The organism is uncultured Pseudophaeobacter sp. (genome assembly GCA_905479575.1).
Taxonomy (GTDB): Bacteria; Pseudomonadota; Alphaproteobacteria; order Rhodobacterales; family Rhodobacteraceae; genus Pseudophaeobacter.
The window spans coordinates 1-12,565 of the sequence record CAJQNB010000012.1; the positions used below are offsets into that span (position 1 = coordinate 1).

At 64.0% G+C, this 12,565-nt stretch carries 12 protein-coding genes, 1 pseudogene and 1 riboswitch; of the genes and pseudogenes, 2 read left to right on the forward strand and 11 right to left on the reverse strand.

The genetic code is table 11. From position 1 onward, the window contains the following. From QZ268_RS04365 to cbiE, 4 genes and pseudogenes are all read right to left on the reverse strand, one after another. Nucleotides 1–143 (reverse strand): annotated as a pseudogene (locus QZ268_RS04365) (cobyrinic acid a,c-diamide synthase); the annotation flags it as partial. Next, nucleotides 140–925 (reverse strand): precorrin-4 C(11)-methyltransferase, encoded by a 786-nt coding sequence (cobM, locus tag QZ268_RS04370; protein WP_295448601.1) that lies wholly within the window; start codon nucleotides 923–925, stop codon nucleotides 140–142. The gene cobM and the pseudogene QZ268_RS04365, both read right to left, overlap by 4 nt. Further along, nucleotides 922–1,299, reverse strand: a complete 378-nt coding sequence (locus QZ268_RS04375) for a cobalamin biosynthesis protein (protein ID WP_295448603.1) — start codon at nucleotides 1,297–1,299, stop codon at nucleotides 922–924. Before QZ268_RS04375 ends, cobM begins: the two co-directional genes overlap by 4 nt. Beyond that, the gene (cbiE, locus tag QZ268_RS04380; RefSeq protein WP_295448606.1) at nucleotides 1,296–2,504 is read right to left on the reverse strand and encodes a precorrin-6y C5,15-methyltransferase (decarboxylating) subunit CbiE; all 1,209 of its coding nucleotides are present in this window, start codon (nucleotides 2,502–2,504) and stop codon (nucleotides 1,296–1,298) included. Before cbiE ends, QZ268_RS04375 begins: the two co-directional genes overlap by 4 nt. On the opposite strand from cbiE, the gene QZ268_RS04385 reads away from it, so the two are divergent. Then, entirely contained in the window at nucleotides 2,503–3,261 is a 759-nt protein-coding gene (locus QZ268_RS04385) for a cobalt-precorrin-6A reductase (protein ID WP_295448608.1), read from the forward strand. The genes cbiE and QZ268_RS04385 overlap by 2 nt on opposite strands. Here QZ268_RS04385 and cobJ read toward each other — a convergent pair. From cobJ to QZ268_RS04420, 7 genes are all read right to left on the reverse strand, one after another. Further along, entirely contained in the window at nucleotides 3,240–4,019 is a 780-nt protein-coding gene (gene cobJ / locus QZ268_RS04390) for a precorrin-3B C(17)-methyltransferase (RefSeq protein WP_295448609.1), read from the reverse strand. The two genes, QZ268_RS04385 and cobJ, sit on opposite strands and share 22 nt — an antisense overlap. Next, nucleotides 4,016–4,747, reverse strand: a complete 732-nt coding sequence (locus QZ268_RS04395) for a precorrin-2 C(20)-methyltransferase (RefSeq protein ID WP_295448611.1) — start codon at nucleotides 4,745–4,747, stop codon at nucleotides 4,016–4,018. Before QZ268_RS04395 ends, cobJ begins: the two co-directional genes overlap by 4 nt. Nucleotides 4,748–4,749: 2 nt before the next feature. Then, nucleotides 4,750–5,379, reverse strand: a complete 630-nt coding sequence (locus tag QZ268_RS04400; RefSeq protein ID WP_295448613.1) for a precorrin-8X methylmutase — start codon at nucleotides 5,377–5,379, stop codon at nucleotides 4,750–4,752. A 1-nt stretch (nucleotide 5,380) separates the two neighbouring features. Further along, a complete protein-coding gene (gene cobG / locus QZ268_RS04405; protein WP_295448615.1) occupies nucleotides 5,381–6,553 on the reverse strand; it encodes a precorrin-3B synthase in 1,173 nt (390 codons plus the stop codon). Next, complete coding sequence (gene cobN / locus QZ268_RS04410; protein ID WP_295448618.1) at nucleotides 6,550–9,795, reverse strand: cobaltochelatase subunit CobN; 3,246 nt, start codon at nucleotides 9,793–9,795, stop codon at nucleotides 6,550–6,552. Before cobN ends, cobG begins: the two co-directional genes overlap by 4 nt. A 172-nt stretch (nucleotides 9,796–9,967) precedes the next feature. After that, on the reverse strand, nucleotides 9,968–11,002 hold the full coding sequence (gene cobW, locus QZ268_RS04415; RefSeq protein WP_295448620.1) for a cobalamin biosynthesis protein CobW: 1,035 nt from the start codon (nucleotides 11,000–11,002) through the stop codon (nucleotides 9,968–9,970). Between the two features lie 6 nt (nucleotides 11,003–11,008). Next, nucleotides 11,009–11,419: a DUF1636 domain-containing protein gene (locus QZ268_RS04420; RefSeq protein WP_295448623.1), complete on the reverse strand. Its 411-nt coding sequence runs from the start codon at nucleotides 11,417–11,419 to the stop codon at nucleotides 11,009–11,011. Nucleotides 11,420–11,518: 99 nt separating this feature from the next. Continuing rightward, nucleotides 11,519–11,758: riboswitch (cobalamin riboswitch) on the reverse strand. 50 nt (nucleotides 11,759–11,808) lie between these two features. On the opposite strand from QZ268_RS04420, the gene cobO reads away from it, so the two are divergent. Further along, complete coding sequence (gene cobO, locus QZ268_RS04425; protein ID WP_295448626.1) at nucleotides 11,809–12,444, forward strand: cob(I)yrinic acid a,c-diamide adenosyltransferase; 636 nt, start codon at nucleotides 11,809–11,811, stop codon at nucleotides 12,442–12,444. Nucleotides 12,445–12,565: the final 121 nt, after the last annotated feature.

Below are 12,565 nucleotides of genomic sequence, written 5' to 3' on the forward strand. Positions count from 1 at the left end.
CCGGGGTCGATATAATCGGGGCCGGATTTGAAGGGCTGCACGGTTTGCCCGCGCGCGGCGAGAGCGGCCAGCAATCCCAGCATCAAGGTGGTCTTGCCGGTGCCCGAGGCGGGCGCGGAGATAAGCAGGCCGGGGGGGATCATGCCTCACCCTCGGGAAAGCGGGGCGCGGTGCCGACGGGGCGGAAACGACGATCGTAATCGCCCGCATAAAGGCAGCTTTCGTCGAAATCTTCGGCACCGAGGGCATGGCCGACAAGGATCAGCGCGGTGCGCCCGCGTTCGCCACTGGTCGCGGCCTCCAGCGTGGCGAGCGTGGCCTTGACGATGCGTTGATCGGGCCAGGTCGCGCGCCAGATGACGGCAACCGGGCAATCGGGGCCATAGGCGGGGGTGAGCCGGTCGATCACATCCTCCAGCACATGCACCGACAGGTGGATGGCCAGCGTCGCCCCGGTGGCGGCGAAATTTTCCAGCGTCTCGCCCTCGGGCATGGCGCTGGCGCGCCCCGAGACCCGTGTCAGCACCAGCGATTGCGCCACGCCGGGCAGGGTCAACTCCGCCCCCATCGCGGCGGCGGCGGCGGCAAAGGAGGGCACGCCCGGCGTCACGTCATAGGCAATGCCAAGGCCGCGCAGGCGGCGCAGTTGTTCACCCATCGCCGACCAGACCGACAGATCGCCCGAATGCAGCCGCGCCACATCGTGGCCCGCGGCATCGGCGGCTGCAATTTCGGCGGTAATTTCGTCCAGTGACATCGGCGCGGTGTTCACGATCCGCGCGCCTGTCGGGCAATGGGCCAGCAGCGCCTCGGGCACCAGCGAGCCTGCATAGAGACAGACCGGGCAGGCGGCGATCAGGTCGCGCCCGCGCAGAGTGATAAGATCGGCGGCGCCGGGGCCGGCACCAATGAAATGAACGGTCATGGCTCAAGTCTTTCTGCAAGGGCCGCGGTGGCCATCCCATCCGCGGTGATAAGTCTGGGGGTGATCAGGCGGGACCGGGCCGGGCCTGGGCCTTGGCGGGCTGCCACCAGGGCGCAGGCCTCGGCAACGGAGCCGGTGCCAAATCGGGATTTTATGCGGGGTGAACAGGTCGGGGTCTGTTCGCCGGCGATGTCTTCTTCGCGTAGGGCAATCAGCGGCAGCGCCAGTTCCTGGGCAAGTTCGATCAGCGCCGGTTGCGCCGCCTTTGCCGCCAGGCTGGCCAGGGCATCGGGGCGCGCCCCTGTCAGCGCCAGCACGCTGCGCAGATCGGCCAGCGTCGCATTGGCGCGAAATCCAATTCCGGCCACTTTCATCGTGTCACGCTCCACTGAATGACGGGACGGGCGCGTTGCCAGTCGCGCATCGACCCCAACGGTCCGGCCTCGGCGATTTCTGCCTTCAGCAGATGGCCGCCCCATTGTGCATGGGCCTGCATCAGCAGGGTTTCGGTTTCCAGGGTGACGCCATTGGCCACCAAGCGGGTGCCTGGCGGCAGGATCTGCCAGAGCTGATCCAGCAGCGCTTGCGAAGCGCCGCCGCCGATAAAGACGCAGTCGGGCAGCGCATGTCCCGTCAGCACCTCGGGGGCCTTACCCTGCATTGCCGCCATACGGTGGCTCAGGCCAAAACGCGCGGCATTGGCGCGGATGTTTTCCAGCCGCTCCCTGCGGGGTTCAAAACTGATGGCGCGGGCGCCGGGGGCTGCCAGACACCATTCAACCGAGACAGAGCCAGAGCCGCCGCCGATATCCCACAGCAGCTCGCCTCTGCGCGGTGCCAGCGCCGACAGGGTCAGGGCGCGGATGGGGCGTTTGGTGATCTGGCCATCGCTGGCGAAATGCGAATCCGCCAGCCCCGCAGCCTGCGGCAGCCCGGGCCGCATGGCCTCGATGGCCATAAGGACCGGAGCCCCCCCTTGCGGTAGATCCCAGTCCTGAGCAAGGGCATGCTGCAGTTGTTCCTTGGGGCCGCCAAGCCGTTCCATCACATGCAGCTTTGCATCTGGTTGCCCGTTTTCAACCAGCCAGCTGGCCAGTTCAGCCGGGGCCGCGCCGTCGCGCAGGGTGCAAATCACCCGTGTTCCCCGGCCCAAGAGCGGCAGGAGCTTGGCGTAAGGCGCTGCATGAAGCCCAAGGCAGAGGGTGTCTTCCAGTTTCCAGCCCAACCGATTGGCCGCCAGGGCAAAGCAGGAGGGCACCGGGTAAGAAACCCATTCCTCTGCTGCCAGATCCTTCATCAAAGAGCCGCCGGCGCCGTGCCAGAAGGGATCGCCCGAGGCAAGCACCACCACTGGGCTGCCGCGCAGTTCCAACACGGGCTGAGTGGAAAAGGGCACCGGCCAAGGCCGTGCTTTGGTCCCGGCATTCACCAAGTCCAGATGACGTGGCCCGCCAAAAATGACTTCCGCCGCCTGCAATGCATTCTGGCTTGCCTCCGAGAGGCCTGCCAGTCCATCCTCCCCAAGACCAATCACCGTCAGCCACGGTGGGGCAACAGATGTGATAACAGGATCAGACATGACACGTACCCTTGTGTTGGGCGGCACCACAGAGGCCAGCAAACTGGCCAAAGCCCTGGCTGAGGCGGGCATGGATGCGGTGTTTTCCTACGCTGGCCGCACTGCCAACCCGGTGGCGCAGCCCCTGCCCCTGCGGGTGGGTGGCTTTGGCGGCGTTGACGGGCTGCTGCGCTACCTCAGAGAGGAGGAGATCAGTCATGTGGTGGATGCCACCCATCCCTTTGCCGCCCAGATGAGCCGCAATGTGGTGCAGGCCTGCGCCGAAGCGAACCTGCCGCTCTGTGCCTATGAGCGTCCGCCCTGGCACCCGGCGGCGGGGGATAACTGGATCCATGTTGGCGATATTGACGCGGCGGTGCAGGCGTTGCCGGAGACGCCGGCGCGGGTGTTCCTGGCGATTGGCAAACAGAACCTGGCGGGCTTTGCCGCCAAGCCGCAGCATCACTATCTGTTGCGTCTGGTGGACGCGCCTGAGGCGGAGCTGCCGCTGCCCAATTGCAGCGTCGAGATCGCCCGTGGTCCCTTTGATGAGGCCGGGGATCTGGCCCTGATGCAGCATCATGGCATCACTCATGTAGTGTCGAAAAATGCCGGCGGACGGGGCGCCTCGGCCAAACTTGCCGCCGCGCGCGCCTTCGCCCTGCCGATCATCATGATCGACAGACCTCAGGTGCCGCCCCGTATGACCTACGGGGATGTGGCAGAAGTGATGGCCTGGCTGTTTCATACCCCTGATCAGCCCGCGTCGGGCGCATAGCGCGGGGTGTAGACATGGGCACCGACGCGGCGGGTGTCTTTGTTGCCGACAATCACCACGGTGCGCATATCCGCCATCTCAGGTGTCGCCTCGTTGAGGCTCACGGTGGTAATACGCTCATCGGGTTTGGAGACATCGCGGGCAAAGGAAATCAGCGTCTCACCGCCACAGGCCTCACGCAGGATTTCCAGCGCACGGGCAAACTGATGGGGCCGCGATTTTGAACGGGGGTTGTAAAACCCCATGGCAAAGCCCGCCTCGCCCGCCAGACGCAGGCGTTTTTCAATCAGGCTCCAGGGTTTTAGATTGTCGCTGAGATTGATGGCGGCAAAATCATGCCCCATAGGGGCGCCAATCCGGGCCGAGGCCGCCAGCATTGCGGTGATACCGGGCAAGACCTGGATGTCCAGATCCAGCCAGGCGAGCTTATTTGCCGCCTCCAGCGCCTCAAACACGGCAGAGGCCATGGCAAAGACGCCGGGATCACCCGAGGAGACCACCGCCACGCGCTTGCCGCTTGCCGCCATCTCCAGCGCATGGGTGGCACGCTCAATCTCGACCCGGTTGTCGGTGGCATGCAGGGTCAGGCCGGGGCGCTCGGGGATGCGTTTGACATAGGGAATGTAGCCGACAATATCCGTGGCCTCACTGATCACATGCTGGACCTGGGTTGTCACCATGGTTTCATCGCCAGGACCCAGCCCGACAATTTTCACCCAGCCTGTTTTTCTCCGGTCTGTTGATGCTGTTTCTGTCATGGTCGGCGCCCCTGTCCATGCACCAGCACAATCGAGAAATAAGGCACTTCGCCCTCGATCTCAGAGAGTTTCTGCACCGTCTGGCTGGGCATGGTGCCCCGTTCCACCAGCCAGGCCTCTTGTGTTTTGCCTGCGGCCTGCAGCGCCCGGCGCAGTTTTGGCAGGTTGCGGCCAATCTTCATCACCACCAGCGCATCGGTCTCCTGGATGCGGCGGGTGAGCTCCGCCTCGGACAGGGTGGCCATGGCCACGGTCAAGACGTCATCGCCCCAGGTGATGGGCTGGCCGGTGGCTGTCCAGCAGCCGGACATGCCGGTGATGCCGGGAATGATTTCCTGCGCCGCGCGGCCCTGGAGCCGGGTGTAGAGATGCATGTAGGAGCCATAAAAGAACGGGTCGCCTTCGCAGAGCACCACCACATTCTCTGTCTTGGCAATCTCGGCCAGGGTATCGGCCCAGCTATCATAGAAGGCAGCCATCATTCGGTTGTATTCGGGGTCTGAAAAATGGATCTCGGTGGTGACCGGGTATTCCATGGCGTGTTCTACGACTCCCTCGGGCAACAGACCCTCCACCAGGCTGCGGGCCTGACCCTTGCGGCCTTCCTTGCGGAAATAGGCCACATGGCGGGCGCCTTGAATGGCGCGCCAGGATTTGACGCTCATCAATTCGGGATCGCCCGGCCCCAGGCCGGCACAGATGACTTTGCCCGCGGTTTCGCTGGTCATGGTCACTCTTTCCAACTGGCCAGCGCGTTGACGGCCGCCACGGTAATGGCGGAGCCGCCGAGGCGGCCTTTGACGATCATCGCGGGCACCGGCAAGTCCTGCATCAGGGCCTCTTTGGATTCCATGGCGCCGACAAAGCCAACCGGGCAGCCGATGATGGCGGCGGGGCGCGGGCAGGCGGGGTCTTTGAGCATGTTCAGCAGGTGAAACAGCGCCGTGGGGGCATTGCCGATGGCCACAACCGCACCGTCGAGCTTGGGGCGCCAGAGCTCCAGCGCCGCGGCGGAGCGGGTATTGCCCATCTTCTTGGCCATCCCAGGCACCTTGGGGTCGCGCAGGGTGCAGATGACCTCATTGTTGGCGGCAAGCCGTGGACGGGTGATACCTTCGCTGACCATATGCGCATCGCACAGGATTGGTGCCCCGGCGGCGAGGGCGGCACGGGCGGTTTCAGCCATGCCGGGAGAAAAGCGGATGTGGTCTTCCAGACCAACCATGCCAGCGGCGTGGATCATGCGCACCGCAACGCTTTCCTCATCCTTGTTGAAGCGGGCGAGGTCCGCCTCGGCGCGGATGGTGGCAAAGCTTTCAGCGTAGATTGCAGCGCCGTTGGTTTCATAGGTGTGGAGCATGTTAGCTGCCCTCTGTCAGAATTTTTGGCGCAGTGCGGAGTGCACTGGCACTAAGGGTTTTTATGGATGGCTGATCACTGGCCTTGCCATGGTGGATCAGATCGAAGGTATCGGTGGCCGTGGCGGTAAGCGCCAGGGGGGCCGGGCCGGGATGGGCGCAGCCCTTGGCGCAGCCGGAGATGTGCAAGACCTGGCCCTTTGGCACAAAGGGCGCCAGATCGCGGGCCAGATCACGGGTTGGCGATAGCGCCTGCAGGCAACCGGGCGCTCCGGTGCAAACACGCACTTGCAGGCGGGGATCCGTTGCATCAAGGATCACACCGGGCAGGGTGGCAAGCTCGGGGGCACCTTCGACCAGGATCATTCGCCAGGGAGCCAAACGCAGGGGACCATGGTCGGCCAGCCTGGCAAAGGCCTCTGCCGTGATCTGGCCGAATTCCAGGGCCACAAGCGGGCCGAAGGCTGTCATGCTCGGGCTTGGATCGGGGGCGCTGGAGCTGCGCGGAGAGGAATGTGAAGCGGGTGCTGCGCGGCGCGCAATCAGGGATTGCATCCTGCCACGTCCCATCGACGCGCCGCCTTGGTCCAGGAACCAGCGGGCCAGATCAAGGGCGGCTTCGGCTGCGGTCTCGACCTCCACGGGGCAGCCTGCCTGCGCTCCATCCGCGATAAGCAGGAGCTTGTCGCCGCTGCGCTCGATCCGGATATCGGCGGCACAGCTTTGCAGCTGGGGCTCTGGCCCGGCATCAACCACAAAGCCAAATTTGCCGGGCAGCAGGAGATCTTCTGCCGCTTTTAATGCGCGTTCCAGGCTGCGGGCAATGGTGTGACTGGCATCGCCGGGCTGCCAAAAGGGAGATAGCAGAATATTGCGGCGGCTTTCTGTGGCCGTCTCCCGGTCCAGAAGACCCATGTCCTGAAGGCCCGCGATCACGGCAGCATGGCTGTGGTCTGAGATCCCGCGCAGTTGCAGGTTGGCCCGCGCCGAGAGATCAATCAGCCCATTACCATGTTGCTGCGACAAACAGGCAATCGTCTTTGCCTGCGCCTGGCTCAACCGGCCCAGAGGCGCGCGGATTCGCACAACCAACCCGTCGCCGGACATCATCGGGCGCAGGGCACCTGGGCACCAGCCATAGACTTTGGGAGCGGGAGAGGAGCTGCTACGGCTCATGCGGCGCCCTCCAGCGTGGCGATAATCGAGTTACGCCGGGTGGCCCAGAGGCCGGCTTCGGCCAGGGCGCGAAAGCGATCGCGCATGGCCTGCAGCGCCGCCGGGTTTTCCGCCTGCATGAATTCCACCAGATCCTCGCGGCCCAGGGTTGCCTCAAAGTAGAGATCAAACAGATGGGCGGGCACCACCTGGGCCAGATGGGCAAAGGCGGCCATGTGATCCAATGTGGCGGCAATTTCAGCGCCGCCGCGAAAGCCATGGCGCATCATGGAGCTGGCCCAATCCGGGTTGCTGGCGCGGGCGCGGGTCACCCGGGCGATTTCTTCCCCCAATGAGCGCGCCTGAGGGCGGTCGGGGCGGGTTGCATCCATGTGGTACAGCGCCGGAGCTGGTGAGCCCAGCCGCGCCATGGCCGCCGCAAAGCCTGCTTCATGGGCGGCATAGTCCGAAGCCACCAAAAGATCGGTTTCTGGTAGATCCTGCAGATGCACAAAGCTGTCGGCGGTTTTCAGGCGCTCTTCCAGTGCCGAGCGGGCCTCGGAGATGTCGCCCTTGGCGTCGATGGCATGGGAGGAGGCGCTCAGCCAGGCCTCGCCCGCTGCGGCGCGCGATGAGTCGCTGTAGCTGTCGATATGGGGCCCCATGGAAAGGCCGTATTGACCCGGTTTGGGCCCAAAGACTCGCGGGGACTGCGACAGGTAGGGATTGTCTGTTTTGCTTTCTTCGCGCGCAGCCAGGGCTGCGGCGGCGGCTTCGAACATCTGCGCCAGACCTGGAAAGACATCACGGAACAGGCCCGAGACCCGTAGGGTCACGTCGATACGCGGGCGGCCCAGCATCGAGAGTGGCAGCACTTCGAAGCCGGAGACCCGCTCGGAATCCTTGTCCCATTGCGGCGCCAGACCAGCCAGATGCAGGGCCATGGCAAATTCTTCTCCGGCGGTGCGCATGGTGGCAGAGCCCCAGAGGTCAATCACCAGCCCCTGCGGCCAGTCGCCATGGTCCTGAAGGTGGCGGCGCAGCAGCTCTTCCGCCAGCTTGGCCCCCTGCGCATGCGCCGCCCGTGACGGCACCGAGCGTGGGTCGGTGGTAAAGAGGTTGCGCCCGGTGGGCAGCACATCAGAGCGGCCGCGAAACGGCGAGCCAGAGGGGCCGGGGGCGACCATCCTGCCCGCCAGCGCCGCCACAAGCCCGGCGCGTTCTTCGCTGCCACAGGCGCCCGCGCCAAAGATATGCAGCCCTTCGCCATATTGGCTTTCCTTGATGTCGCAGACAAAGGCGTCGATCCGGGTGATTGCTTCGGCGGCGGAACAGTCAGGGGTGAGGCCCAGATCAGCTTCGACGCCGGTGCCCTGGGCCTCGGCGCGGATGTCCTCTAGCAGCCGGTCACGTCGGGCCGGGTCCAACCCATCAGCGGTGGAATACTCATCCAGCAGGTGTTCCAGCCGGGCCATGCCCTCGGGCAGGCTGCTCTGAGCCAGGGACGGCGGCAGGTGGCCAAGGGTCACGGCGCCAATGCGGCGCTTGGCCTGCGCCGCCTCGCCGGGATCGTTGACAATAAAGGGATAGGCCACCGGCAGGTCGCCTGTCAGCGCCTCGGGCCAGCAGCTGTCGGACAGCGCCACGGATTTGCCGGGCAGCCATTCCAGCGTGCCATGGGCGCCGATATGGACCAGGGCGTCGCTGCGCTGGCGCAGCCAGAGATAGAAGGCGACATAGGCATGGCGCGGGGTGCGCTCCAGATCGTGGTAGTCCTCGACGCGGGCCTGTACCTCGCCGCGTTCTGGCTGCAGCGTGATCAGCGCCTTGCCGGCCTGGATTGCCTTGAAATGAAAGGCGCCGTCGCGACAGTCCGGGTCGTCCTCAGGCGCGCCCCAGGCTGCCGTTAGGGTGTCGCGCAGAGTTTCAGGGAGCGTTTCCAGAGCCGTCACATAGTCGGCCAGGGCGTAGCTAAGGGTTTGTGACCCCAGCCGTTGGCCAAGATCCTTCTGGGGCGTGATGTCATAGCCCTGGGCGGCGAGCTCGGTTGTGATTTCGCTGCAGGAGGCCAGGGCGTCCAGCCCCACGGCATGGGCCAGGTTATGGGCCTTGCCGGGGTAGGTCGACAGGATCAGGCAGGGCCGTTTTTGCTCATTGGGCAGGGTCGCGAGGCGCAGCCAGCCCTCCACCCGGTCGATGACAGCGGCAACGCGATCGGGCACGGGACGATGGGCAAACCGCGAGTATTGCAGCGCTGGATCCTGCTTGCCGGGAGATTTGAAACTGATCACCCCTGCAAGGATGCGCCCGTCTACTTCGGGCAGCACCACATGCATGGCCAGATCGGCGGGCGACAACCCGCGGGCTGCCTCTGACCAGTCCTTTTTGCGGGCTGTCGATAGCGCCACCTGAAACACCGGGCAGCCACTGGTATTGAGCGGCGAGGCGCTGCCATCGCTGCCCTGGGCCGAAAAGGCGGTGGCGTTGATGATGGCGGCAGGGTCCAAAGCAGGCAGCGCGTCACGCAGCCAGTTTGCCGTGTCAGGAGATTTGAGGCTGGCGGCAAAGACCCCATAGGCGGCATAACCACGGGCGCGCAGCTCGGCAATCAGTGCATCCACCGGAGCAGTATCCGCCGCCGTCAGATAGGAACGGTAAAAGCTGACCAGAACCAAAGGTTTGTCGGTTCGGGTGGGGATGGGAATGACGCCTTTTTCGGGGTCATAAAACCCATACTCAGGCGTGGATTTGAGCCCCAGGACCGGTCCGGCATAAAGCCCGGCTGCCAAAGAAAGCTGGGCCAGCGCTGCCTGAGCCGCCACAGCCCCGCCCGCATCACAAAGCGCCTGCAACCGACGCAGGGTTGAGACCGGCAGGGTGGAGAGTTCGTCGAGACGAGGGTCATCGCGACCATCTGCTGGCAGCAGGGCGAGGGCGATGCCCTTGCGGCGGGCCAGATCCTGCAGAGTGGCCAGGCCATAGGGCCAATAGCTTTCGCCACCGATGAGGCGCACCAGAATGCCCTTGGTGCCCTCCAGCGTTTGTTCCGCATAGGTATCCACCGACAGGGGATGTTTCAGCGCAACCAAATTGGCCAGCCGGAGGCTGGGCAGGTTTCCATTTGCGCGATGCCAGCCTGCCGCAAAAGCGCCAAGGTCACTGTCAGAGAACGACAGCACCACCAGATCCGCAGGGGTCTGTCCCAGATCCTGCGGTGTGTCGGTCTGATCCAACCCGTGGCTTTCGCGAAAGACGACATGCATCAGCTATTGCCTCGCGCAAGTGGAGAAAAGTATTGGCCTGCATTCAGGCCCTGTATTGCGCCCGCGCGCACATCTGATCCAGCCCCAAGGCGGGCGTGAGCGCGCTCCCCCTGGGAGGGGCGCGATCCTTTCCGCAGCGGAGCCGGACAGATGAAGCGCAGGGCCATGGGGATCAGGCCCCCAATTCGGCGCGAATCGCAGCGCCGTCGATATTGTCGTGTTCTGCAATCACCACCAGCTGGGTGCGACGTGGCGCGTCGCCCCAGGGCTGGTCATACTGGGCCCGCAGGCGCTCGCCCACGGCCTGAACCAACATGCGCATCGGTTTTCCCTCCACCGCAACATAGCCTTTGACGCGCAGTATATTGCGGGTGCGGGCAAGTTTCACGATGGCATTTTGCAACGCTTCTGGGTCGGCGACTTCGCCCATATCGACAACAATGCTCTCAAAATCGTCGTGTTCGTGATCGTGGTGGCCATCGTGATGGCTGGGGCGAGCCTCCAGATCGTCTTCGGCGGCGGCATTCAGGCCCAGAATGATACGCGGATCAATCACCCCTTCGCTCATGGGCAGGATCGGCAGCTGGCGAGGTGCTTCGGCTTGGACGATCTTGCGGGCGGCCTCCAGACCGGCCTCGCCCGCCAGGTCGGCTTTGGACAGCAAGACGATGTCGGCGCAGGAGATCTGATCCTCAAACACCTCGGAGAGTGGTGTTTCGTGGTCGAGGCTGTCGTCGGCCTCGCGTTGGGCGGCAACGGCGGCCAGATCGGGGGCAAACTGCCCGGCGGCCACGGCCTCGGCATCGGCCAGGGCAATGACACCATCCACGGTGATCCGCGAGCGGATCGCGGGCCAGTCAAAGGCCTTGAGCAGGGGTTTGGGCAGGGCCAGACCGGAGGTTTCGATCAGGATATGCTCGGGCTGTTCCGGCAGCGCCATCAGGGCCTCGATGGTGGGAATGAAATCATCCGCCACGGTGCAGCAGATGCAGCCATTGGCAAGTTCTACGATGTTGTTTTCCGGGCAGTTTTCATCGGCGCAGGACTTCAGGATGTCGCCATCGACACCGGCGGTGCCAAACTCATTGACCAGAACCGCAAGACGTTTGCCCTGGGGGTTCTGCATCAGGTGGCGGATCAGGGTGGTTTTACCCGCGCCCAAAAAGCCGGTGATAACGGTGACGGGGATCTTGTTGAGGTCGCTCATGGGGATTTAATCCTTGGAAGGCAGGGTGATCGGAGGGATGCGGGCGATAGATTGTTTGCGGAACACCTGGGGGCGCTCACGCCAGGGCACCAGCCCATCTGTCGTAGAGGCATAGGCGGCGGCGCCCGCCAGGATGTCGTCCACATGGGCGGCAGGGTCGAGATCGCCGTAGATGTAGCTCCAGCGGGCTTCTCCGCCAGTCAATACCATGGCGCAGCCGCGTTTGCAGGCCGACAGGCATTCAACACCGCGCACCGTGACACCTGCAGGCAGGCTGGCATCGGACAGGGCAGCCATCAGCAGCGCGCCGGGGCGGGTGGCCTCGGGGTCGACGCCGTCGCGTTTGCAGGTGGTGCAGATGGTCAAAGTAACCTCTGCGGTATCTTCAGTGGCGGGGAGTGCCATATCTTCTGCCATCAGCGCGCGCGTCCTTTGTATGTGAGGGACCGGGGGCTGGGCCAGTGGAGAGAGGGCAGAGGGTGCACTCCCACAACCAGTCGCGACACACCCCGTCCGCTCGTTGTCTCATCCGTTGGCAGGTCTCCCGGCTTGCGGATTCCAACAGGCCAGGGCCTGTCTGCGGTGCTCTTGCCTTCCCGACGATGTGCAAAACACACGGGCCAGTGGCATCAGAGACCTCTCCGGTCACGGTCGCGGGGGCGGCTGTGCTTGAAAGCCGATACCAAAGCCAGGTATCAGCCTGTCACATTCCCTCTTCGCCTGCAATTTGCAGGAACCAACGAAAACCCCTTGCGCTATCGAGGCCTTCCTTGTCAAGACTTGGGCAAACAGCAGGAGTGAACACCGTGAGCGATACGTCCGAAATCGGCATTTCAGAAGAGGAAGCGGCACGTCACGCGTCCAAGATGGCCAAGAAGAAGGCCGCGCGTGATCGCATGATGAAAAACAAGGATGGGGAAAAGGGGCTGATCATCGTCCACACCGGCCCCGGCAAGGGCAAATCCAGCTCGGGATTCGGCATGATCATGCGCTGTATTGCCCATGGGATGCCCTCGGCGGTGGTGCAGTTCATCAAGGGCGCCTGGCAGACCGGCGAGCGCACATTGATCGAAGAGAATTTTAGCGATCTGTGCCAGTTTTACGCCATGGGCGAAGGCTTTACCTGGGAAACCCAGGACAAGGCGCGTGACATTGCTGCGGCAAAGAAGGGCTGGGAAAAGGCCAAGGAGATGATCCGCGACGAGCGCAATACCATGGTGCTGCTTGATGAGATCAACATCGCCCTGCGCTATGACTACATCGACGTCAACGAGGTCGCCAGGTTCCTCACAACCGAAAAGCCGGAAATGACCCACGTCGTAATGACCGGCCGCAACGCCAAGGAAGAACTCATCGAGATCGCCGACCTGGTCACCGAGATGGAACAGATCAAGCACCCCTTCCGCGCCGGCATCAAGGCCCAGATCGGCGTGGAATTCTAGCCGCCCACCTCGTCAACTGGCCCGCCGATAGATATTCATCACTGCGCCGTTTGAGCACGGTTCGGATTTCACCAGCGCTAGGTCGCCCGGTACTGCGCCTTCATCGAACAGGCGCTTGCCG

Excerpts from the sequence above, each read along its gene's own strand:
- cobM (WP_295448601.1), bottom strand. The coding sequence starts at position 925 with ATGACCGTTCATTTCATTGGTGCCGGCCCCGGCGCCGCCGATCTTATC.
- QZ268_RS04375 (WP_295448603.1), bottom strand. The coding sequence starts at position 1,299 with ATGAAAGTGGCCGGAATTGGATTTCGCGCCAATGCGACGCTGGCCGAT.
- QZ268_RS04385 (WP_295448608.1), top strand. The coding sequence starts at position 2,503 with ATGACACGTACCCTTGTGTTGGGCGGCACCACAGAGGCCAGCAAACTG.
- cbiE (WP_295448606.1), bottom strand. The coding sequence starts at position 2,504 with ATGTCTGATCCTGTTATCACATCTGTTGCCCCACCGTGGCTGACGGTG.
- cobJ (WP_295448609.1), bottom strand. The coding sequence starts at position 4,019 with ATGACAGAAACAGCATCAACAGACCGGAGAAAAACAGGCTGGGTGAAA.
- QZ268_RS04395 (WP_295448611.1), bottom strand. The coding sequence starts at position 4,747 with ATGACCAGCGAAACCGCGGGCAAAGTCATCTGTGCCGGCCTGGGGCCG.
- QZ268_RS04400 (WP_295448613.1), bottom strand. The coding sequence starts at position 5,379 with ATGCTCCACACCTATGAAACCAACGGCGCTGCAATCTACGCTGAAAGC.
- cobG (WP_295448615.1), bottom strand. The coding sequence starts at position 6,553 with ATGAGCCGTAGCAGCTCCTCTCCCGCTCCCAAAGTCTATGGCTGGTGC.
- cobN (WP_295448618.1), bottom strand. The coding sequence starts at position 9,795 with ATGCATGTCGTCTTTCGCGAAAGCCACGGGTTGGATCAGACCGACACA.
- cobW (WP_295448620.1), bottom strand. The coding sequence starts at position 11,002 with ATGAGCGACCTCAACAAGATCCCCGTCACCGTTATCACCGGCTTTTTG.
- QZ268_RS04420 (WP_295448623.1), bottom strand. The coding sequence starts at position 11,419 with ATGGCAGAAGATATGGCACTCCCCGCCACTGAAGATACCGCAGAGGTT.